At 66.6% G+C, this 20411-nt stretch carries 20 protein-coding genes and 2 tRNA genes; 9 read left to right on the plus strand and 13 right to left on the minus strand.

Going from position 1 to position 20411, the window contains the following annotated elements; translation table 11 throughout:
• A partial coding sequence (locus AZG88_RS24670; RefSeq protein ID WP_331712297.1) for a thiamine-phosphate kinase occupies positions 1 to 276 on the minus strand: 276 nt, incomplete at its 3' end.
• 246 nt (positions 277 to 522) lie between these two features.
• Between AZG88_RS24670 and AZG88_RS24675 the strand changes: the two genes are divergently transcribed.
• Positions 523 to 756 (plus strand): Lrp/AsnC ligand binding domain-containing protein, encoded by a 234-nt coding sequence (locus tag AZG88_RS24675; RefSeq protein WP_005240420.1) that lies wholly within the window; start codon positions 523 to 525, stop codon positions 754 to 756.
• Positions 757 to 758: 2 nt separating this feature from the next.
• Positions 759 to 1355 (plus strand): DUF3515 domain-containing protein, encoded by a 597-nt coding sequence (locus AZG88_RS24680; protein ID WP_025432336.1) that lies wholly within the window; start codon positions 759 to 761, stop codon positions 1353 to 1355.
• 19 nt (positions 1356 to 1374) lie between these two features.
• On the opposite strand, the gene AZG88_RS24685 is transcribed toward AZG88_RS24680, so the two are convergent.
• The 3 genes from AZG88_RS24685 to AZG88_RS24695 all read right to left on the minus strand — a co-directional run bounded on the left by AZG88_RS24685 (position 1375) and on the right by AZG88_RS24695 (position 4701).
• Positions 1375 to 2481, minus strand: coding sequence for a D-alanine--D-alanine ligase family protein (locus tag AZG88_RS24685; RefSeq protein WP_005240416.1), 1107 nt, complete (start codon positions 2479 to 2481; stop codon positions 1375 to 1377).
• Positions 2482 to 2573: 92 nt separating this feature from the next.
• Positions 2574 to 3698 carry a cystathionine gamma-lyase gene (locus tag AZG88_RS24690; RefSeq protein WP_005240414.1) on the minus strand — a complete coding sequence of 375 codons (1125 nt, stop codon included), beginning with the start codon at positions 3696 to 3698 and terminating at the stop codon, positions 2574 to 2576.
• A gap of 4 nt (positions 3699 to 3702) precedes the next feature.
• Positions 3703 to 4701 carry an NAD(P)H-dependent glycerol-3-phosphate dehydrogenase gene (locus tag AZG88_RS24695; RefSeq protein WP_005240412.1) on the minus strand — a complete coding sequence of 333 codons (999 nt, stop codon included), beginning with the start codon at positions 4699 to 4701 and terminating at the stop codon, positions 3703 to 3705.
• A 170-nt stretch (positions 4702 to 4871) separates the two neighbouring features.
• Here AZG88_RS24695 and cofC point away from each other — a divergent pair, with 170 nt between their 5' ends.
• The 3 genes from cofC (at position 4872) to AZG88_RS24710 (ending at position 8816) form a co-directional block, all read left to right on the plus strand.
• Positions 4872 to 5573: a 2-phospho-L-lactate guanylyltransferase gene (gene cofC, locus AZG88_RS24700; protein ID WP_442971747.1), complete on the plus strand. Its 702-nt coding sequence runs from the start codon at positions 4872 to 4874 to the stop codon at positions 5571 to 5573.
• A gap of 68 nt (positions 5574 to 5641) precedes the next feature.
• Positions 5642 to 7846, plus strand: a complete 2205-nt coding sequence (locus AZG88_RS24705; RefSeq protein WP_005240409.1) for an RNA degradosome polyphosphate kinase — start codon at positions 5642 to 5644, stop codon at positions 7844 to 7846.
• A gap of 34 nt (positions 7847 to 7880) precedes the next feature.
• Positions 7881 to 8816, plus strand: coding sequence for an NUDIX hydrolase (locus AZG88_RS24710; protein ID WP_005240406.1), 936 nt, complete (start codon positions 7881 to 7883; stop codon positions 8814 to 8816).
• Between the two features lie 103 nt (positions 8817 to 8919).
• Here AZG88_RS24710 and AZG88_RS24715 read toward each other — a convergent pair whose 3' ends face one another.
• The 3 genes from AZG88_RS24715 to leuC all read right to left on the minus strand — a co-directional run bounded on the left by AZG88_RS24715 (position 8920) and on the right by leuC (position 11738).
• Positions 8920 to 9522, minus strand: a complete 603-nt coding sequence (locus AZG88_RS24715) for an HU family DNA-binding protein (RefSeq protein WP_025432334.1) — start codon at positions 9520 to 9522, stop codon at positions 8920 to 8922.
• 158 nt (positions 9523 to 9680) lie between these two features.
• Positions 9681 to 10289, minus strand: coding sequence for a 3-isopropylmalate dehydratase small subunit (gene leuD / locus AZG88_RS24720; RefSeq protein WP_061041988.1), 609 nt, complete (start codon positions 10287 to 10289; stop codon positions 9681 to 9683).
• A 27-nt stretch (positions 10290 to 10316) separates the two neighbouring features.
• Positions 10317 to 11738 (minus strand): 3-isopropylmalate dehydratase large subunit, encoded by a 1422-nt coding sequence (gene leuC, locus AZG88_RS24725; RefSeq protein WP_025432333.1) that lies wholly within the window; start codon positions 11736 to 11738, stop codon positions 10317 to 10319.
• Positions 11739 to 11876: 138 nt separating this feature from the next.
• Between leuC and AZG88_RS24730 the strand changes: the two genes are divergently transcribed.
• From AZG88_RS24730 to AZG88_RS52840, 3 genes are all read left to right on the plus strand, one after another.
• On the plus strand, positions 11877 to 12578 hold the full coding sequence (locus AZG88_RS24730) for an IclR family transcriptional regulator (RefSeq protein ID WP_005240398.1): 702 nt from the start codon (positions 11877 to 11879) through the stop codon (positions 12576 to 12578).
• A gap of 38 nt (positions 12579 to 12616) precedes the next feature.
• A complete protein-coding gene (locus AZG88_RS24735; protein WP_005240396.1) occupies positions 12617 to 13135 on the plus strand; it encodes a pyridoxamine 5'-phosphate oxidase family protein in 519 nt (172 codons plus the stop codon).
• Positions 13136 to 13217: 82 nt separating this feature from the next.
• Positions 13218 to 13385 (plus strand): DUF5302 domain-containing protein, encoded by a 168-nt coding sequence (locus AZG88_RS52840; protein WP_005240394.1) that lies wholly within the window; start codon positions 13218 to 13220, stop codon positions 13383 to 13385.
• Positions 13386 to 13446: 61 nt separating this feature from the next.
• On the opposite strand, the gene AZG88_RS24740 is transcribed toward AZG88_RS52840, so the two are convergent.
• The 4 genes from AZG88_RS24740 to AZG88_RS24755 all read right to left on the minus strand — a co-directional run bounded on the left by AZG88_RS24740 (position 13447) and on the right by AZG88_RS24755 (position 16132).
• Positions 13447 to 13519, minus strand: a tRNA-Glu gene (locus tag AZG88_RS24740).
• 76 nt (positions 13520 to 13595) lie between these two features.
• Positions 13596 to 13667, minus strand: a tRNA-Gln gene (locus tag AZG88_RS24745).
• Positions 13668 to 13809: 142 nt separating this feature from the next.
• The gene (gene gltX, locus AZG88_RS24750; protein WP_061041987.1) at positions 13810 to 15285 is read right to left on the minus strand and encodes a glutamate--tRNA ligase; all 1476 of its coding nucleotides are present in this window, start codon (positions 15283 to 15285) and stop codon (positions 13810 to 13812) included.
• A 73-nt stretch (positions 15286 to 15358) separates the two neighbouring features.
• On the minus strand, positions 15359 to 16132 hold the full coding sequence (locus tag AZG88_RS24755; RefSeq protein WP_061699491.1) for a fumarylacetoacetate hydrolase family protein: 774 nt from the start codon (positions 16130 to 16132) through the stop codon (positions 15359 to 15361).
• Positions 16133 to 16247: 115 nt separating this feature from the next.
• Here AZG88_RS24755 and AZG88_RS24760 point away from each other — a divergent pair, with 115 nt between their 5' ends.
• Positions 16248 to 17492, plus strand: a complete 1245-nt coding sequence (locus tag AZG88_RS24760; protein ID WP_061041986.1) for an MFS transporter — start codon at positions 16248 to 16250, stop codon at positions 17490 to 17492.
• On the opposite strand, the gene AZG88_RS24765 is transcribed toward AZG88_RS24760, so the two are convergent.
• Positions 17489 to 18499, minus strand: a complete 1011-nt coding sequence (locus tag AZG88_RS24765; RefSeq protein WP_005240388.1) for a 3-isopropylmalate dehydrogenase — start codon at positions 18497 to 18499, stop codon at positions 17489 to 17491. The genes AZG88_RS24760 and AZG88_RS24765 overlap by 4 nt on opposite strands.
• A gap of 71 nt (positions 18500 to 18570) precedes the next feature.
• Positions 18571 to 20166 (minus strand): phosphoglycerate dehydrogenase, encoded by a 1596-nt coding sequence (gene serA, locus AZG88_RS24770; RefSeq protein ID WP_005240386.1) that lies wholly within the window; start codon positions 20164 to 20166, stop codon positions 18571 to 18573.
• Between the last annotated feature and the right edge of the window lie 245 nt (positions 20167 to 20411).

Consider the following 20411-nt stretch of genomic DNA (forward strand, 5'->3'; position numbering starts at 1 on the left):
CACGTCGATCGACGTGTCCGGCGGCAGGCCGAGGGAAACCAGGAAAGCGGTGGGCCGCGCCCCCATCGCCGCGACGTCGGCCGCGTTCTGTGCCACCGCTTTGCGGCCCACGTCCCGCGGCGACGACCAGTCGAGCCGAAAATGCCTGTCCTGCACCAGCATGTCGGCGGACACCGCCACCCGGCCGTCGTCCGCCCGGACGAGGGCGGCGTCGTCGCCGGGGCCGATCAGGGTGGACGGGGGCTGCACCCGTCCCTCCACCGCTCGGCCGATCACGGCGAACTCGCCGACGTCGGCGACGGTGAGGGGCGGGTTCGGGTCCGGGGAATCCGTGGGTGTGATGGTGTGCCTCCAGTGTCGGGTGGCCCGGGCAGCGGCTGTGGGTCCGGTCGACGGAATGTGCGACTGCGGTACCTTTTAGCTGTTGCCGGGACTTCTCGGCACGTGACCGATCAGCGCGCCGAAGCACCCGCGACTCTACCGAGATCATGCGGCGCGGAGCAGGGAAGGGCCGGAGCGAGAGTGCAAGCGTTCATCCTGATCCAGACCGAAGTCGGCAAGGCTGCGGCGATCGCGACCGAGATCGCGAAGATCACCGGAGTCCGGACCGCCGAGGACGTGGTCGGACCGTACGACGTCATCGTGCGGGTGTCCGCTGACGACGTCGCCCCCGTCGTCAAGGAGATCCGTCAGGTCTCCGGCATCACCCGCACCCTCACCTGCGATGTCCCCGAAAAGTCTGCGAACAAGAACTGAGCATGTCCGACCTCGAACCCGAACAGAGCACACCCGCCGGCAACTCCGACCCGGTTCCCGCGGAGCGGCGCAATCCCGCACTCATCGCGACGGCCGTGGCGCTTCCCGTGGCCCTGGTCATCGGCATCGTCGTCGCGGCGGTGTTCGCCGGCCGGAACCCGGTGAAGGAACCCGTGTCGCTGGGCCCCGTGCCCGCGCCCACATCCGGCTCCGCGGAGTGCGCCACCCTGATGGCGGGCCTCCCCGACGCGCTGGGCGACTACACACGCGCCGAACTCACCGAACCCGCACCCGAGGCGACCGCCGCGTGGCAGCCGGCCGAGGGCGAACCACTCGTCCTGCGTTGTGGTCTGGACCGTCCCGCGGAGTTCGATCAGGCTTCGCCGCTGCAGGTGATCGACGGAGTTCAGTGGTTCGAGATCTCGGGCGCGAGCGCCGGAATCGACGCGAGCAGCTATTTCGCCGTCGACCGCGGCGTGTACATCGGACTCACGGTTCCCACCGGGGTGGGACCGACGCCGCTTCAGGACATTTCCGGCGCGGTGTCGCGGGCGTTGCCGCAGAAACCCCTCGATCCGGCGCCTGTGGCGAATCCCTGAGCGCCGGACCGCCGTTTCTCTAGCGGAGGCCGATGCCGCGCGCGAGGGCGGTGTCGACCAGGGTCGAGACGAGGGTGCCGTAGTCGACGCCCACCGCACCCCACATGCGCGGGTACATCGAGATCGACGTGAATCCGGGCATCGTGTTGATCTCGTTGATCACCGGGCCGTCCTCGGTCACGAAGAAGTCGACGCGCGCGAGTCCCTGGCAGTCGAGCGCGGAGAACGCGCGCACCGCGAGTTCGCGGATCTCTTCGCTGACCGATTCGTCGAGTTTCGCGGGTACGTCGAACTCGCACACGTCGTCGAGGTATTTGCTGTCGAAGTCGTAGAACGCCTCGTCGTCGTCCGCACCTTCCGGCATCCGGATCTCGGCGATGACGCTGGCCCGCACGTCGCCGTCCGGGAACTCGAGGACTCCGCACTCGACCTCGCGGCCGACGATCCCGGATTCGACGATGACCTTCGGGTCGTGCAGACGGGCGTGGGCGATGGCGTCGTCGAGCCCGGCCCACTCGGCCACCCGGGTGATGCCGATCGACGATCCGCCGCGGGCCGGCTTCACGAATACCGGGAGGTGGAGGCGGGACTTCTGTTCGTCGGTCAGCGTGGTGGTGCCCGGGCGGAGGACGACCTGGAACCCGACGGGCAGGCCTTCCGCGGCGAGCAGCTTCTTCGTGAATTCCTTGTCCATACCGGCCGCGCTGGCGAGCACGCCGGGACCGACGTACGGGACACCTGCGAGTTCGAGCAGCCCCTGGATCGTGCCGTCCTCGCCGTAAGCGCCGTGCAGGACGGGGAAGACGACGTCGACCGAGGCCAGGATCTTGCCCGCTTCGCCGTCGTCGAGGGCGACGAGGTCGCCGGACCGCGTCGGGTCGGCGGTGAGGGCCAGTGCGGACCCGTCTGCGTCGACGCTGGGGAGTGCGCGGCCGCGGATGGCCAGCGTCTCGGGGTCGGTGGAGCCGAGGACCCACGAGCCCTCGGTGGTGATGCCGATCGGCACCACCTCGTACCGTTCCGGGTCGAGGTTCCTCAGGACGCTTCCGGCCGACACACAGGACACGGAATGCTCGTTGCTGCGGCCACCGAAGATGACGGCTACCCGGGTACGCGGTTTACTCACGACACAAACCGTACCGTCGCCGTGACACGCTCACCGCACCCACCTCTCCTCATATTTCCTTCGCCGACCTCACGACACGTCGGGTCCCGCACTCACAATGCGGACAGGGCCTGTTCGAGATCGGCGACGAGGTCTTCGGTGTCCTCGATTCCACACGAGATCCGCACGAATCCGTCGGGCACGGGGTCACCCCACCGGGCCCGGCGGTCGGCGGTGGTGTGGATGCCGCCGAAGCTCGTCGCAGGCACGAGGAGCTCACTTCCGGCCACGAGTCGGTGGAACTGTTCGGCGGAGTCCACCTCGAAGCTCACCAGCCCGCCGAATCGACGCATCTGACCGGCGGCGACGGCGTGTGCAGGATCTCCGGGCAGTCCCGGGTACCGGACGCGGTGAGCCGCCGGATGCGACTCGAGCAAGGCCGCGAGGGCGAGGGCGTTGGCGCACTGACGCTCGAATCTCAGACCGGCCGTCCCGAGACTCCGGTGGGCGAGCCACGTCTCGAACGGCCCCAGCACCGTGCCCGACAGCGCCCTCTCGCGTTCCATTCCGGCCAGGAAGTCGGCGTCCGACGCGGCGATGTACCCCATGAGGAGATCGCTGTGCCCGCTCAAAGTCTTTGTGCCGCTGGCGACTACCACGTCGGCGCCGAGTGCGAGCGGCTGCTGGCCGAGTGGGGTGGCGGTCGTGTTGTCCACCACGAGAACGGCGCCCGCGTTGGCGCACTGCTCGGACACGGCGCGCAGATCCACCACGTCGAGGGAGGGGTTGGCCGGAGTCTCGGCCACCACCACCGTCGTCCCCTCGGCGGACGCCAGCAGTGCGGCGGCCGCCTCGCCGGCCATGTCGGCGGTCCGCAGTTCGTGCACGGTGATGCCCATCGGCTCCAGGCGCTCCCGCGCGTACGCGCGCACCTGGTAATAACCGTCGGACGGAACGACGACGGTGTCACCGGCGGTGAGCAGACTCCTGAGCACGACGGTGACCGCCGACATCCCGGAGCCGACGACGAGTGCGCCCGCGGCGCCCTCGAGCGTCGCCAGCGCCGATTCGAGGTCGCGCCAGCCCGGATTGGAGGCACGCGCGTAGGTGTCGGACTCGGTTCCCTCGTCCGCGCTCAGCTGATACGGCGCAGCGAAAACCGGACCCCTCTGCATCGGTGAGCCGGGAACATTTTCTGCGGCAACGGCTTTGACGCAGCGGGTGGAATCACCACTCACGAGCTCACTCCGGCTTCGTGCGGCGGCCGAGCAGCTGACCGATCGCGTCCTGCACCACGAGGCCCTCGTGGCACACCCGGTGCACGGCATCGGTCAACGGCATCTCGACGTCGTAACTGGCGGCGAGAGCCCGCACCGACGAGCACGATTTGACGCCCTCGGCGACCTGACCGTGAGTGGCCGCCTGGGCACTCTCGATCGAACCACCCTGGCCGAGGCGTTCACCGAACGACCGATTGCGCGATAGGGGCGACGTGCACGTGGCAACCAGATCGCCCACTCCCGCGAGACCCGCGAGGGTGGCAGGTTTCGCACCGAGTGCTACTCCCAGCCGGATGATCTCGGCCAGACCGCGAGTGATGATGCTCGCAATCGTGTTCTCTCCCAAACCGATTCCCGATGCCATACCGCAGGCGAGGGCGATGACGTTCTTGCAGGCGCCGCCGATCTCGCACCCGATGACGTCCGAATTCGTGTACGGACGGAAGTATCCGGTGGCCGAGGCCTTCTGCAGTTCCAGCGCCCGCGTCGAATCCGTGCACGCGACGACCGTCGCCGCCGGCTGACCGATCGCGATCTCCCGGGCCAGATTGGGCCCGGACAGGACGGCGACCCGCCCGGGGTCTGCGCCGGTGACCTGGATGATCACCTGACTCATCCGCATGAGGGTGCCGGTCTCGATGCCCTTGGCGAGGCTCAGGAGGGTGGCGTTCTCGGGGATCATCGGACTCCAGACCTGCAAATTGTCGCGCAGGGACTGCGACGGCACCGCGAGGACGACGATGTCGGCGCCGTCGAGTGCGGCCCGCGCGTCGTCGGTGGCGGTCAACGACGGAGGCAGGGCGATGCCCGGCAGGTAGTCCGTGTTCTCGTGCCGCGACACGATCGACTCGGCGACCTCACCGCGTCGCGCCCACATGGTGACATCGGTCCCGGCGTCGGCCAGGACCTTCGCAAATGCAGTCCCCCATGAACCCGCTCCCAGTACCGCAGCCTTGCTCACACAGCCCCCTCGTCGTTCGTTACCCGATGCGTCGCCCACAGTATTGCCGATGCCGAGGTCGAGCGCCGCCCCGCTACCGAACTCGTTCGCTGCTCAGCCACGACCGGGCGTCCGGAGCACCACCCCGCGCGGGCTGGCAAGATATCCGCATGAGCACAGCGACCCGATCCGTGGCGCCGCGCGCGCACGTACTCGTCGCGGTGAAGGAACTCCACGCGGCCAAGACGCGGCTGTCGGGAGTCTTCGACACGGACGACCGCACCGGACTGGTGCTGTCGATGCTGCGCGACACTCTCGCCGTCGTCAGCGACGTCGCGACGGTCGTCGGTGTCACCGTGGTCACGCCGGACCCCGCGGTGGCGCGGCTCGCACGCAGTGTCGGCGCGCACGTCTACGCCGACCCCGCACCCGTGTCCGCCGAAGACCGGCCGGACGAGACCGGTACCGAGCACAGTCTCAACGCGGCGCTGTCGGCGGCGGCCGAGCACGTCCGCAGCAACGAGCGCGGAGTCGACGTCGTCGCACTCCAGGCCGATCTTCCGTCTCTGCGCGGCGGCGAATTCGGTGAAGCACTCGCCGCGGCGAGAACCGGCGGCAGGTCGGTGGTCGTCGATCATCACGGCACCGGAACCGCCGCATTGTTCTCCTGCGACCCGGAAATTCCGCTCGATCCCCGGTTCGGACCCGGATCGGCGAAGCGGCATCTCGAATCCGGGGCCCGTCCCCTCGACGGGCACTGGCCGGGTCTGCGGACCGACGTCGACACCGCCGACGATCTCGATGCCGCGCAGGCTCTCGGCGTCGGACCTGCGACGCGTGCCGCACTCGACGCGCTCGAACACACCGTCCCCTCGCGCTGCGGAAACGAGTAGGCAACGCACCCCGCGTGAATTTGCCCCATCGATTGTCCGCGGCCGAATTCTCGAGGGATGATCGTGGGGTGAGTAACCGAGAAGCACTCGACCAGCAGACCGACGTCGACGGAAAGAACGGAACCCGCGACGGCATCGTCACGGCGAATCCCACGAACGTTCCCATGGCGCCCCCCGCTGCCACGAGTGCCCTCACGAGCGCACTGACCGACGGGCTCCCCGAAGATCGTTACCTGAACCGCGAACTCAGTTGGCTCGATTTCAATGCCCGGGTTCTCGCCCTCGCCGAGGACACGTCGCTGCCGCTGCTCGAACGCGCCAAGTTCCTCGCCATCTTCGCGTCCAATCTGGACGAGTTCTTCATGGTCCGCGTCGCCGGACTCAAGCGCCGCGACGAGACCGGGCTGTCCGTCCGGTCCGCCGACGGTCTCTCCCCCCGTGAACAGCTCTCGCTGATCGCGACCCGGACCCAGGAGATCTCGGAGAAGGCCGCCCGGGTCTTCCTCGACTCCGTTCGTCCCGCGCTTGCCGCCGAAGGGATCTCCATCATCGGATGGGACGATCTCACCGACGACGACCGCGAGCGCCTGTCGGTGCATTTCCAGGACCAGATCTTCCCCGTACTCACTCCGCTCGCCGTCGACCACGCCCACCCGTTCCCGTACATCAGCGGCCTGAGTCTCAACCTCGCGGTGACGGTGAAGGATGCGGTCACCGGTGGCGAACACTTTGCGAGGGTCAAGGTTCCGGACAACGTGGGCCGGTTCGTCCGCGTCCGCCGCGACGAGACTCCCTCCTCCATCGACGCGTTCCTGCCCCTGGAAGATCTGATCTCCGCACACCTCGACATGCTGTTCCCGGGCATGGAGATCGTGGAGCACCATGCATTCCGGATTACACGCAACGCCGATTTCGAGGTCGAGGAAGACCGCGACGAAGATCTCCTGCAGGCGCTCGAGCGTGAGTTGGCCCGCCGCCGCTTCGGTTCACCGGTGCGACTCGAGGTCGCGGACGACATGACCGAGCACATGCTCGAACTCCTCCTGCGCGAACTCGACGTCGATCCCGGTGACGTCATCCAGGTACCCGGACTGCTGGATCTGTCGTGCCTCTGGCAGGTGTACGCGGTCGACCGGCCGGCCCTCAAGGACGCACCGTTCGTCCCGGCAACGCATCCGGCGTTCGGCGAGCGAGAAACGCCCAAGAGCGTCTTCTCCACCCTCCGCGACGGCGACGTCCTGGTCCACCACCCGTACGACTCGTTCTCCACGAGCGTCCAGCGCTTCATCGAACAGGCTGCGGCCGACCCCCAGGTTCTGGCGATCAAGCAGACTCTCTACCGCACTTCCGGCGACTCCCCCATCGTCGACGCGTTGATCACCGCCGCCGAGGCGGGCAAACAGGTTGTGGCACTGGTCGAGATCAAGGCGCGATTCGACGAGCAGGCGAACATCAAATGGGCCCGCAAGCTCGAACACGCGGGGGTGCACGTGGTGTACGGACTGGTCGGGCTCAAGACCCACTGCAAGACGTGCCTCGTCGTCCGCCGCGAAGGGTCCACCATCCGGCGTTACTGCCACATCGGTACCGGCAACTACAACCCGAAGACCGCCCGGCTGTACGAAGACATCGGCCTGCTCACCGCGGCACCCGAGATCGGCGCAGACCTCACCGACCTGTTCAATTCCCTCACCGGCTACTCGCGGAAGACGCAGTACCGCAACCTCCTCGTCGCGCCGTACGGCGTGCGCCGGGGAATCATCGAGCGGATCGACGGTGAGATCGCGCACAAGCTGCGGGGCGAGGACGCCGGAATCCTGCTGAAGGCCAACGCCTTGGTCGACGAACAGGTGATCGACTCGCTCTATCGCGCATCCAAGGCCGGTGTGCCCGTCGAGATCGTCGTGCGTGGCATCTGCGCCCTCAAACCCGGAGTTCCCGGCCTGAGCGAGAACATCCACGTCCGGTCGATTCTCGGACGTTTCCTCGAGCATTCCCGCGTCTTCCATTTCCGCGGCGCCGACGAATTCTGGATCGGCAGCGCAGACATGATGCACCGCAACCTCGACCGACGCGTCGAGGTCATGGCGCAGGTGAAAGATCCTCGACTCACCGCTCAGATAGGCGAGATCGTCGATTCCGCGCTCGATCCCGTCACGCGGTGCTGGGTGCTCGGGGCCGACGGCCGGTGGGTTCCGTCGCCTGCCCACGGCGAGGAGGTTCGCGACCACCAGGAGGCCATGATGCGCAAACGAATGGGCACCGGATCCTGATCGCGGCGAATCCGCGGAAGAAGGAAGGAACTCGGTGAGCAGTTCACCCGGCAAACCGGTCAAAGCCAATATCTTCGCCGCGGGCGCCGTGCTGTGGCGAAAATCTCCCGGCAATCCCGACGAGATCGAGATCGCGCTCATTCACCGGCCCAAATACGAGGACTGGTCATTTCCCAAGGGAAAGCTCGACCCCGGCGAGACCGCCGTGGTGGCCGCACTGCGTGAGGTGGAAGAAGAGACGGGAATTCGCGGGCGTCTCGGCCGGCATCTCGGCGCGTTGACGTATCCGATTCCGGGCCACCGCCGATTGAAACGAGTCGAATACTGGGCTGCAGAAGCCCGCGCCGGCGAATTCGTCTCCAACAGCGAAGTGGACGAAATGCGGTGGCTTCCCGTATCCGAGGTCGCCGATCAGCTGTCGTATCCCATGGATCGCAAGATGCTCCGTCGATTCACGGCTCAGCCACCCGACACCGCGACCGTGCTACTGGTCCGGCACGCCAAGGCTGGAAGCCGGAAACGGTACAAGGGTGACGACACCACCCGGCCCCTGGATGCGAACGGCCAACTCCAGGCCGAAGCGCTCGTCGCGCAGCTCGAGGCGTTCGGAGCCACGGACATCACGTCGGCCGACCGGACGCGGTGCACACAGACGGTCGAGCCGCTGGCACGCGCGTTGGACACGACCGTCCGGTTGGATCCGCTGCTGTCCGAGGAGAGTTACACCGCCGACCCGGTGGCCACTCGCACACGGGTCCGCAAGATCGCCGCTCTCGGCGGAGTTCAGGTGATCTGCAGTCAGGGTGGCGTCATTCCCGATCTGCTCGACTGGTGGGCGGAGATCGACGGCATCGCGCTTCCCCCGGCGCGGAACCGAAAGGCGAGCACCTGGGTGCTCTCGCTGTCCGGTGGCAAACTCATCGCCGCCGACCATATCGACAGTCCGCTGCCTCCCACCCGGAAGGACTGATAGCCGCCGGCCGGAGTTCACCGGGACACCAGGAGAACACAGACAGGCGCCAACCCCCAGGGTCGGCGCCTGTCTGTGTTCGGGCAGTCCTGTGTGCGCTGTATTACTTGGCGCGCTTCGCGGGAGCCTTCTTTGCTGCGGTCTTCTTGGCTGCAGTCTTGGCCGGAGCCTTCTTGGCCGCGGTCTTCTTGGCAGCCACGGTCTTGGCCGGAGCCACCTTCTTCGCCACGGTCTTCTTTGCAGCCGTGGTCTTGGCCGGAGCCTTCTTGGCCGCAGTCTTCTTGGCAGCCACGGTCTTGGCCGGAGCTGCCTTCTTGGCTGCGGTCTTCTTGGCAGCCGTCTTCTTGGCAGCAGCCTTCTTGGCGGCGGCCTTGGTGGCGGGTGCCGCTGCACCGCGCTTGACTGCCGGACCGGTGGCCGGAAGCTTCTGGCCGCCAGCGATAACCGCCTTGAACTGAGCGCCCGGGCGGAACGCCGGCACCGACGTCGGCTTGACCTTGACGGTCTCACCCGTGCGCGGGTTACGTGCGACACGTGCCGCGCGACGACGCTGCTCGAAGACACCGAAACCGGTGATGGTCACGCTGTCGCCGCGGTGCACTGCCCGGACGATCGTGTCCACGACATGCTCGACAGCTTCCGTTGCCGTGCGCCTGTCCGTGCCCAGTTTCTCGGTCAGAACATCGATGAGCTCTGCCTTATTCATTGAAATTCCTCCGCGAACTAATGGTCCATCATCGGACCGACTACGAACTACGGTAAACCTGAATACCGCAGGAGTCTATGTGCCACGCCAATTCTCATACAACGCGGCACCATTCTCAGGAACTTATTATCTGGCAGACAGGGCTCCGATTCCAACTTTCAGTCGGCCGGAGTGGGCTCCGGAAGAGTCGCAGGTTTCCAAGAAGGCCTTGACTTTTCGAACTCGGAAATGGCTTCTACCTGCCGTAATGTCAATCCGATGTCGTCCAGACCCTCGATCAGACGCCACCGCGTGTAGTCATCAATCGCAAAGGGCACCACGGTGGTTCCGGCCGTCACAGTCTTGTTCTCGAGGTCGACAATCAATTCGAGACCGGGCTGCTCGTCGAGCAACTTCCAGAGCAGTTCGACGTCCGACTGGGCCACCTGAGCGGCCAGCAGACCGGCCTTGCCGGCGTTGCCTCGGAAGATGTCCGCGAAGCGAGACGCGATCACGACCCGAAATCCGAAGTCGGATAGCGCCCACACGGCGTGCTCCCGGGAGGAGCCCGTGCCGAAATCGGGCCCGGCCACCAGAACGCTGCCCTTGTCGTACGGGGCAAGGTTCAGAACGAAGTTCGGATCGTTTCGCCACGCGGCGAACAGACCGTCCTCGAAACCGGTGCGGGTCACTCGTTTCAGGTAGACCGCCGGAATGATCTGGTCCGTGTCCACGTTGGATCGCCGCAGCGGAACGCCGATACCTTTGTGTGTGCTAAAGGATTCCATCGAAAAATCTCCTAAATTCCTTGGGTCCTAGGCCAGATCTGTCGGCGCGGACAGTGTTCCCCGGACTGCGGTCGCGGCGGCGACCAGCGGCGAAACCAGGTGAGTCCGGCCGCCCTTGCCTTGACGGCCTTCGAAATTGCGGTTGGACGTGGACGCCGAACGCTCGCCGGGCGCGAGCTGATCCGGGTTCATCCCGAGGCACATCGAGCACCCCGCCTGCCGCCATTCGGCGCCCGCGGCGGTGAAGATCTCGCCGAGACCCTCCTTTTCGGCCTGCGCGCGAACGCGCATCGAGCCCGGCACGATCAGCATCCGGACCCCGTCGGCGACGTGGCGGCCGCGCAACACGTCGGCCACGGCCCTCAGATCCTCGATCCGGCCGTTGGTGCACGAACCCACGAAAACTGTGTCGATCGCCACCTCACGCAAGGGAGTTCCGGCTTCGAGACCCATGTAGGTCAACGCCTTCTCCGCGGCGTGACGCTCGCTCTCGTCCACGATCTCGGCCGGATTCGGCACGGCCTCGCCGAGCGGCAGGCCCTGCCCCGGGTTGGTGCCCCAGGTCACGAACGGCGTCAGCGAGCTCGCGTCGATGTGGACCTCGTTGTCGAAAACCGCGCCCTCGTCGGTCTTCAACTGCTCCCAGGCCTCCACCGCGGCGTCCCAGTCGGCACCCTTCGGCGCGTGGGGTCGTCCCTTGATGAACTCGTAGGTGATCTCGTCGGGGGCGATCATGCCTGCTCGCGCACCCGCCTCGATGGACATGTTGCAGACGGTCATCCGCGCTTCCATCGACATCTTCCGGATCGCTTCGCCGCGGTACTCCAGGACGTAGCCCTGGCCTCCACCCGTTCCGATCTTCGCAATGACAGCCAAAATGAGATCTTTACTCGTCACGCCTTCGGGCAATTCGCCGTCGACGGTGATCGCCATCGTCCGGAAAGGACGCAACGACAACGTCTGCGTCGCCATGACGTGTTCGACCTCACTGGTGCCGATACCCATCGCGAGCGCGCCGAACGCGCCGTGGGTGGACGTGTGGCTGTCACCGCACACCACGGTCATGCCGGGCTGGGTGAGACCGAGCTGGGGTCCGACGACGTGGACGATGCCCTGATCGATGTTTCCCATCGGGTGCAGCCGGACACCGAATTCCTCACAGTTGCGCCGCAGCGTGTCCACCTGAGTCTTGGACACGGGGTCTGCGATCGGCTTGTCGATGTCGACGGTGGGGACGTTGTGGTCCTCGGTGGCGATCGTCAGGTCGGGCCGGCGCAGTGGGCGCCCCGCCAGCCGGAGTCCGTCGAATGCCTGCGGACTCGTCACTTCGTGAACGAGATGCAGGTCGATGTAGATGAGGTCGGGGTTGTCTCCCTCACCCCGGACCACGACGTGGTCTTCCCACACCTTCTCTGCCAGGGTGCGTGCTTTCTCCGCCATCTTCTCCACCTCTGTGTGTCTTCTCGCACCGCGGGCATCGGGCCGGTCCGCCGTGCGCTTGATGTCGTTACCCTCTTCCCGGACACGCACTCGACGTGAGGCGAAGGTGCGCTATGATCCCAGTATGCGAGAAAGTGGTATCGACCTATGAGACAGCATAGCGGCATCGGGGTCCTTGACAAAGCGGTGGGCGTGCTGCATGCCGTGGCCGAGAAGCCCTGCAGCCTCACCGAACTGTGCTCGCGCACCGGACTCCCCCGCGCCACCGCCCACCGGCTGGCCGTCGGGCTCGAGGTCCACCGCCTCCTGACCCGTGACTCCGACGGGCTGTGGTGCCCCGGTCCCGGCCTCGCCGAACTCGCTGCAACGGCTAACGATCCGCTCGTCTCGGCGGCGGCGCTCGTCCTTCCGCGACTGCGCGAGATCACCGGTGAGAGCGTGCAGCTGTACCGCAGGGAAGGCACGCAGCGCATCTGTGTGGCGGCGATGGAGCCGCCCACGGGCCTCCGCGACACCGTTCTCGTCGGGGCACGACTGCCGATGAGCGCCGGCTCGGGCGCCAAGGTCCTTCTCGCCTGGGCCGACCCACAGACTCAGCGCGCGATTCTCCCCGACGCGGCGTTCGGCGAACGCGTGCTGCTCGAAGTCCGCAGACGTGGCTGGGCACAGAGTGCCGCCGAGCGGGAACCCGGTGTCGCCAGTGTCGCCGCACCCGTGCGGGATGCCGGCGGCGCTGTCATCGCAGCGATTTCGGTGTCCGGACCCATCGACAGAATGGGCAGGCGCCCCGGGGCCCGGTGGGCGGCCGACCTGCTCGCCGCCGCGGAGGCGTTGCACAAGAGACTCTGACCACTCACGACCGACGTTCACCGCGACAGGAGAAGCCGATGGGGAAGAACCAACGATCGCAGATCACGATGACGGATTCGGAGATCGCCGAATTCGTAGATCGGAGCCGGATCGCCACGCTCGCAACGGTGGCAGCGGACGGCAGACCTCATCTGGTCGCCATGTGGTACGCCGTGATCGACGGCGAGATCTGGTTCGAGACGAAGTCGAAATCGCAGAAGGCGGTCAACCTGCGCCGTGACGATCGGGTCACCGTCCTGATCGAGGACGGCCAGACGTACGACACCCTGCGCGGAATTTCCATCGAGGGCCGGGCGGAGATCGTGGAGGACCCGGACGCGATGTTCGCGGTCGGGGTCAGCGTGTGGGAACGCTACACCGGGCCCTACACCGACGATCTGCGTCCCGCCATCGATCAGCTGCTGTACAAGCGGGTTGTCGTGCGGATCGTTCCCGAGCGCATCAGGAGCTGGGATCACGCCAAGCTCGGCATGCCCGCGATGCCGGTGGGCGGGACCACGGCCGCGTACCTGGAGACGGCCGACCGCCGCGCCTGATCCCGGGCCGGAAAAACGGGAGCATTCTCGGTGCCCTCGGCGTAGCTTCACAGAGTGAACCGACTACCCGAGGGAGTTCACCATGACTGACGCCAGTAACGAGGACACGAAAAAGAAATTCCGCGAAGCACTCGAGCGGAAGAATCATCAGGCCGGGCTGTCCACCGATCACAAGGACGGACATTCCAAGGCGCACGAGGCCCACGGCCCTGCCGACCACAAACGCGAATTCCGCCGCAAGACCGGATAAACGACACATCGTCCGAATAAAGAGAAACACCCTCCAATTTCTTGGAGGGTGTTTCTTTTTGTAGCCCCGACGGGATTCGAACCCGCGCTACCGCCTTGAGAGGGCGGCGTCCTAGGCCGCTAGACGACGGGGCCAGGAACTTTGTCTTGCTTTGGAAGCTCAGCAAGCATAGCTTCCAGAAGTTCGGAGTCAAAATTGGCCGAACTTCCGCTGGGGTACCAGGACTCGAACCTAGAATGGCGGTACCAGAAACCGCTGTGTTGCCAATTACACCATACCCCAATGGCCGTTCTCGAACCGCTGAGCTTCTGGGCTCTGCGGCCCGCCTCGGGCCGAAGAAGAGATTACCAGCCTACTGCCGGGATTTACCAAATCGTATGGTCAGAGGCTGTTTTTGCGCCCTTTTCGGCCCGAGAGCGGCGTTCTAGCCGGCGATGCCGGCCCGCGCAGAGCGCAGCCGGGACAGCGAAACGTCGCGTCCGAGCAGTTCCATCGATTCGTAGAGCGGCGGGCTGATGTGCGAGCCCGTGACGGCCACCCGCACCGGAGCGAACGCCTTACGTGGCTTGAGGCCCAGTTCGTCCACGAGAGCGGTCTTGAGGGCCTCTTCCAGTGAGGCCGCATCCCACGCCTCGACTGCGTCCAGCGACGCGAGGGCGGCGTCCAGAACGGGTGCGGAGTCGGCGCCCAGGTTCTTGGCAGCGGCGGCAGGATCGATCGCGAAGTCGGCCTCGTCGACGAACAGGAACTTCAGCAGGTCCCAGGCGTCGGACAGGACAACGATGCGCGTCTGAACCAGTTCGGCAGCGGTCGCGAAGACGGACTCGTCCACGGTCTCCCCGAGATGGCCGTGGAGCGTCAGGAACGCGCGCAGGCGCGCCGCGAAATCAGCGGGCTCGAGCAGCCGGATGTGCTCGGCGTTGATCGCGTCGGCCTTTTTCTGGTCGAACCGGGCCGGATTGGAATTGACCTTGGAGATATCGAAGGCGGCGACCATCTCGTCCAGCGAGAACACGTCGTGGTCGTCGGAAATACCCCAGCCCAGCAGCGCCAGGTAATTCAACAGTCCCTCGGGGACGAAACCGCGATCGCGATGGATGAAGAGATTCGACTCGGGGTCGCGCTTGGACAGTTTCTTGTTGCCCTGTCCCATGACGAACGGCAGATGCCCGAACTTCGGAGTGAACTCGGCCACGCCGATCCGCTGCATTGCCTCGTAGAGGGCGAGCTGCCGCGGCGTCGACGACAGCAGGTCCTCGCCGCGCAGGACGTGTGTGATCTTCATCAACGCGTCGTCGACGGGGTTGACCAACGTGTACAGCGGAATCCCGTTGCCGCGGGTGAGGGCGAAGTCGGGAACGGTTCCGGCCTTGAACGTCGTCTCGCCGCGCACGAGGTCGTCCCACGTCAGGTCGTGGTCCGGCATCCGGAGGCGGACCACGGGTTTGCGGCCCTCGTCGAGGAACGCCTGCCGCTGCTCCGGTGTCAGATCACGATCGAAGTTGTCGTAGCCGAGCTTGGGATCGCGGCCGGCCGCCTTGTGCCGCTCCTCGACCTCCTCGGGTGTCGAGAACGACTCGTACGCCTCGCCCGCCGCGAGCAACTTCGCGACGACGTCCAGATGCAGGTCCCGTCGCTGGGACTGACGGTAGGGCTCGTACGGTCCCCCGACCTCCGGGCCCTCGTCCCAGTTCAATCCGAGCCAGCGCAGCGCGTCCAGGATCGCCTGGTACGACTCCTCGCTGTCACGGGCAGCATCGGTGTCCTCGATGCGGAACACGAACGACCCACCGTTGTGTCGGGCGAACGCCCAGTTGAACAGGGCGGTTCGGACGAGCCCCACGTGCGGGGTTCCGGTGGGCGACGGGCAGAAACGGACGCGAACTTCGCTTGTGGTCATGGCTCACTTGGGTCGACGCTGGGAAAACGGACTCCTACAGGCTAGTCCGCTCCCGATTTCGACACGAGAGCCGTCAGCGCTTGGCAGTCACCGGGTTGGTGAGGGTGCCGATGCCACCGATGGTCACGCTCACGCTCTGGCCGTCGACGATCGGACCGACGCCTTCGGGGGTGCCCGTGAGGATGACGTCGCCCGGGAGCAGCGTCATGACAGCCGACACCCATTCTATGATCTTCGAAATGTCGTGCAGCAGAAGCGAAGTGTTGCTCCGCTGCTTCACCACTCCGTCCACCTCGGTGGTGATGTCGACGTCGGAGGCGTCGAGCCGGGTCTCGATCCACGGTCCCAGTGGACAGAACGTGTCGTGGCCCTTCGCCCGCGTCCACTGCCCGTCGTGGCGCTGGTGGTCGCGGGCCGACACGTCGTTGGCGGCCGTGTACCCGAGCACCACGTCGAGAGCCTTGGCAGCGGGCACGTCCTTGCAGGGGCGGCCGATGACGACCGCGAGTTCTCCTTCGTAATGAACTTCATTGGAGGACTTCGGCAGGACGATTGCGGCGTCGGGGCCCACGATCGAGGTGTTGGGCTTGAGGAAGATCACAGGATCGGCAGGCGCCTCTCCCCCCATCTCGGCGGCGTGGGCGGCGTAGTTCTTTCCGATCGCGACGACCTTGCTCGCGAGGATCGGGGCCAGCAGTCGCACATCGGCGAGCGGCCAGCTCCGGCCGGTGAAAGTGGGGGTGCCGAAGGGGTGCTCGGCGATCTCCTTCGCGATCCGGGACTCCTCGTCCCCCTCGATACTGACGAACGCAACACCATCGGGACTTGCCACTCGACCAAGACGCATGGCGCCGAGTCTATCGGCCCCGGTTCACCGCCGTACCGGGACGCCGGGGGACGCGAGGTATAGACTCCGCATGTTCCCCAATATATGAGACTTCAATCCTAGATATTGAGATGACATGACTGCATCGATCGACACGCCGTCCGCCGTCGGAACTGCCCGCAGATGGTGGATGCTCGCCCTCGGGATGTTCGCCCAGGCCGCACAGGCGGTCTTCGTCAACGGCGTCGCCTTCCTGATCCCCGAACTCCAGGAGAACCACGGGCTCAGCCTCGCCCGCACCGGACTCCTCGTCGCCGCACCCACCCTCGGAGTCATGCTGACGCTGATCGCGTGGGGCGCCCTGGCCGACCGCTACGGCGAACGCCGAGTGCTGGCCGCCGGAATGGCGGCCACAGCGGCCGCGGGAATCGGCGCGGCCCTGTCCGGATCGCTCACGGCCACCGCAGCCTTCCTGCTGCTCGGCGGCATGGCGGCGGCCTCGGCGAACGCCGCGAGCGGGCGCGTCGTCGTCGGATGGTTCCCGCCCGAGCGCCGCGGACTGGCGATGGGTATCCGGCAGATGTCGCTGCCGCTGGGCATTGCCTGCGCTGCGCTGACGCTCCCCTCGGTCGCACACGACCACGGCATCGGATGGGCGCTCGCGCTGCCCGCTGCCCTGTGCGCGACTGCCGCGCTGGCCTGTGCACTCTGGGTGGTCGATCCGCCCCGGCCGAGCCGAAGCGCCGCGGAGGATCTCGGCATGCTCGCGAATCCGTATCGCGACAGCGGAACACTGTGGCGCATCCACGCCGTCTCGGTGCTGCTCGTCGTGCCCCAGTACACGGTATGGACGTACGCGCTCGTGTGGTTGATCTCCGAAAGACATTGGGAAGCAACGGCGGCAGGCCTGATCGTGACAGTCGCCCAGATCCTCGGCGCGTTCGGCCGGATGGGAGTCGGTTTCTGGTCCGACGTGGTGGGCAGTCGCATGCGTCCGCTTCGCTGGGTCGCCGTCGCAGGCGGAGTGTCGATGGCGGCGCTCGCCGTGACGGATGCGCTGGACTCGCCGCTGGCGATCGCGGCGCTGCTGACGGCGTCCGTCGCGACCGTGGCACCGAACGGCCTCGCCTTCACCGCCGTCGCCGAGATCGCGGGTCCGTTCTGGGGCGGGCGCGCGCTCGGCGTCCAGAACACCGGTCAGTTCGTCGCGGCCTCGATCGTTCCCCCGGTGTTCGGCGCACTGATCGGAATCGTCGGCTTCCCGGTGACTTTCGCCATAGCTGCGGGATTTCCGGCCGCCTCGATACCACTGATCCCCGTGGCCCGGTCCGAAGACCGGGCCACGGGGATCGAGGGAGACAAGATCGAATCGCGGTCCTAGAGGGCGGCGGCGATCCGGTCGCCGACCTCCGACGTGACGACCTTCGAGTCACCGCGGGACGCCAGATCGGCCTCGACGGCAGCTTCGATGCGCGCGGCATCGCCGTCCCGGCCGAGGTGACGCAGCAGCAGCGCCGCGGACAGGATGGCCGCCGTGGGATCCGCGATCCCCTGGCCGGCGATGTCCGGGGCGCTGCCGTGCACCGGCTCGAACATCGACGGGTTGGTCCCCGACGCGTCGATGTTCCCCGACGCCGCCAGTCCGATGCCTCCCGTGACCGCACCCGCGAGGTCGGTGATGATGTCGCCGAACAGGTTGTCCGTGACGATCACGTCGAAGCGTGACGGATCGGTGACCATGTAGATGGTGGCCGCGTCGATGTGGCAGTACGCCGTCTCCACGTCCGGGTATTCGGCCGACACCGTCTCCACGGCACGCGTCCAGATCGCACCGGCGTTGGAGAGGACGTTCGTCTTGTGGATCAGGGTGACGTGCTTACGCCGGGTCTGCGCGAGCGCGAACGCGTAACGCACCACCCGCTCGGCACCGAACCACGTGTTGATCGACACCTCGGTCGCGATCTCGTGCGGGGTGCCGACGCGGATCGCGCCACCGTTGCCGGTGTACGGACCCTCGGTGCCCTCGCGCACGACCACGAAATCGATGTCCGGCTGCGCCGCGAGCGGCGACTTCGATCCCGGATAGAGCTGCGAGGGACGCAGATTCACGTGATGATCCAACGCGAATCGCATGTTCAGCAGCAGACCCCGCTCGAGCACACCCGGCGTCACCGACGGGTCGCCGATGGCGCCCAGCAGGATCGCGTCGTGCTCGCGGATAGCCGCGAGATCGGCGTCCGGGAGGAGCTCCCCGGTGGCGTTGTATCGACGGGCACCGAGGTCGTACTCGGTGGTCTCGAGATCGGGTACGAGCTTCCGCAGCACCTTCAGCGCCTCGGCCGTGACCTCGACACCGATGCCGTCACCCGGAATGACCGCAAGCTTCATGAACGCCTCACTTCACATAGAGCTGTGCGCGTGCCACGACAACGGGGGTCGTGACACGCGCACAGTGGGGATTAGGCCAGGTTGACGAGCTCGATCTTGGTGGCACCGACGGCGGTGGAGATCGCGTCCCGCACCTCGCTCGGCACCTCCCGGTCGACGCGGAGGAGGATGGTCGCACCCTCGCCCTCGGCGTCCTGGCTGAGCTGCGCAGCCTGGATGTCGATGCCGGCGTTGCCGAGCTGCGTGCCGATCTTGCCCAGCGCGCCGGGCTGATCGGTGTAGTTGACCACCAGGTTGAGACCCTCGGCGCGCAGTTCGAAGTTGCGGCCGTTGATGTTGACGATCTTCTCGACCTGCTGCGGGCCGGTCAGCGTGCCCGAGACGTTGATGACACTGCCGTCGCCGAACACGGCGCGCAGGTCCACCACGCTGCGGTGGTTGGGGCTCTCGGCGGCCTTGGTGACCTCGGCCGTGACGCCGCGCTCTTCCGCGAGTGCGGGAGCGTTGACGAACGTGACCGCGTCCTCGATGACGGCGGAGAACACACCACGCAGAGCCGAGAGCGCGAGCACCTCGACGTCCTCGGAGGCGAGCTCACCGCGCACGTCGACGGAGAGGTTGACGGGCAGTTCACCCGACAGGGCGCCGATGAGCACACCCTGCTTGCGGACGATCTCGAGCCACGGGGCAACTTCCTCGCCCACGGCGCCACCGGACACGTTGACGGCGTCGGGAACGAAATCGCCTGCGAGAGCGAGCAGTACAGACTTCGCGACGTCGGTTCCGGCGCGGTCCTGCGCCTCGCTCGTGGACGCACCGAGGTGCGGAGTCACGACGACCTCGGGCAGGTCGAACAACGGGCTGTCGGTGCAGGGCTCGGTCTCGAACACGTCGAGGCCCGCGGCGCGCACGTGACCCGACTTGATGGCCTCGGCCAACGCGGCCTCGTCGATCAGACCGCCTCGGGCAGCGTTGACGATGACGACGCCCTTCTTGGTCTTCGCCAGGTTCTCCGTGCCGAGCAGTCCCTTGGTCTCGGGAGTCTTGGGGAGGTGCACGGAGATGAGGTCGGCGCGCTCGAGCAGTTCGTCGAGGGTGACGAGCTCGATGCCGAGCTGCGCGGCACGGGCGGCCGACACGTAGGGGTCGTACGCGATGACGTGCGTCTCGAACGCGGCGAGACGCTGCGCGAACAGCTGGCCGATCCGGCCGAGGCCGACGACACCGACGGTCTTGCCGAAGATCTCGACACCGTTGAACTTGCTGCGCTTCCATTCGCGGTCGCGCAGGGTGGCATCGGCAGCGGGGATCTGGCGGGCGGTGGCGAGCATCAGCGCGACGGCGTGCTCAGCGGCCGTGTGGATGTTGGACGTCGGGGCGTTGACGACCATGACACCGCGCTCGGTGGCGGCGGGCACGTCGACGTTGTCGAGGCCGACGCCGGCGCGGGCGACGATCTTGAGCTTGGTACCGGCCGCCAGGACCTCGGCGTCCACGGTGGTGGCGGAACGGACGAGGATCGCGTCGGCCTCGGGCACCGCCGCGAGCAGGGCCGGTCGATCAGGTCCGTCGACCCATCGCACCTCCACACCGTCGCCCAATGCCTCGACGGTGGACGGCGCGAGCTTGTCGGCGATCAGAACTACAGGACGGCCTGGCTGGCTCACGTGCAAACTCCCTGAGTAGGTGGGTGTGGGGGTGTTTTAACCACACACAGCTTAGTCCGCCCTCACAGGGAAACCGCATCCTGGTCTGCGATACCACATAGTGGACGCCTGCAACAACGGAATCGGACACGAAACAACACCGGCCCGATGTCACATCGGGGGCCTCTGACGAGACCGATGCGACATCGGGCCGGCGGTTGGTGGAACTGTAAAGCAGTGAAACCTAGGCGGTTTCGGTGATCGGG

The organism is Rhodococcus sp. LB1, from assembly GCF_001583455.1.
GTDB classification, from domain to species: Bacteria; Actinomycetota; Actinomycetes; order Mycobacteriales; family Mycobacteriaceae; genus Rhodococcus_F; species Rhodococcus_F opacus.

Coding starts and splice junctions, on each gene's coding strand:
- AZG88_RS24680 (WP_025432336.1), top strand. CDS start 759: ATGTCCGACCTCGAACCCGAACAGAGCACACCCGCCGGCAACTCCGAC.
- AZG88_RS24715 (WP_025432334.1), bottom strand. CDS start 9,522: ATGAATAAGGCAGAGCTCATCGATGTTCTGACCGAGAAACTGGGCACG.
- leuD (WP_061041988.1), bottom strand. CDS start 10,289: ATGGAATCCTTTAGCACACACAAAGGTATCGGCGTTCCGCTGCGGCGA.
- AZG88_RS24730 (WP_005240398.1), top strand. CDS start 11,877: ATGAGACAGCATAGCGGCATCGGGGTCCTTGACAAAGCGGTGGGCGTG.
- AZG88_RS24735 (WP_005240396.1), top strand. CDS start 12,617: ATGGGGAAGAACCAACGATCGCAGATCACGATGACGGATTCGGAGATC.
- AZG88_RS52840 (WP_005240394.1), top strand. CDS start 13,218: ATGACTGACGCCAGTAACGAGGACACGAAAAAGAAATTCCGCGAAGCA.
- gltX (WP_061041987.1), bottom strand. CDS start 15,285: ATGACCACAAGCGAAGTTCGCGTCCGTTTCTGCCCGTCGCCCACCGGA.
- AZG88_RS24755 (WP_061699491.1), bottom strand. CDS start 16,132: ATGCGTCTTGGTCGAGTGGCAAGTCCCGATGGTGTTGCGTTCGTCAGT.
- AZG88_RS24760 (WP_061041986.1), top strand. CDS start 16,248: ATGACTGCATCGATCGACACGCCGTCCGCCGTCGGAACTGCCCGCAGA.
- AZG88_RS24765 (WP_005240388.1), bottom strand. CDS start 18,499: ATGAAGCTTGCGGTCATTCCGGGTGACGGCATCGGTGTCGAGGTCACG.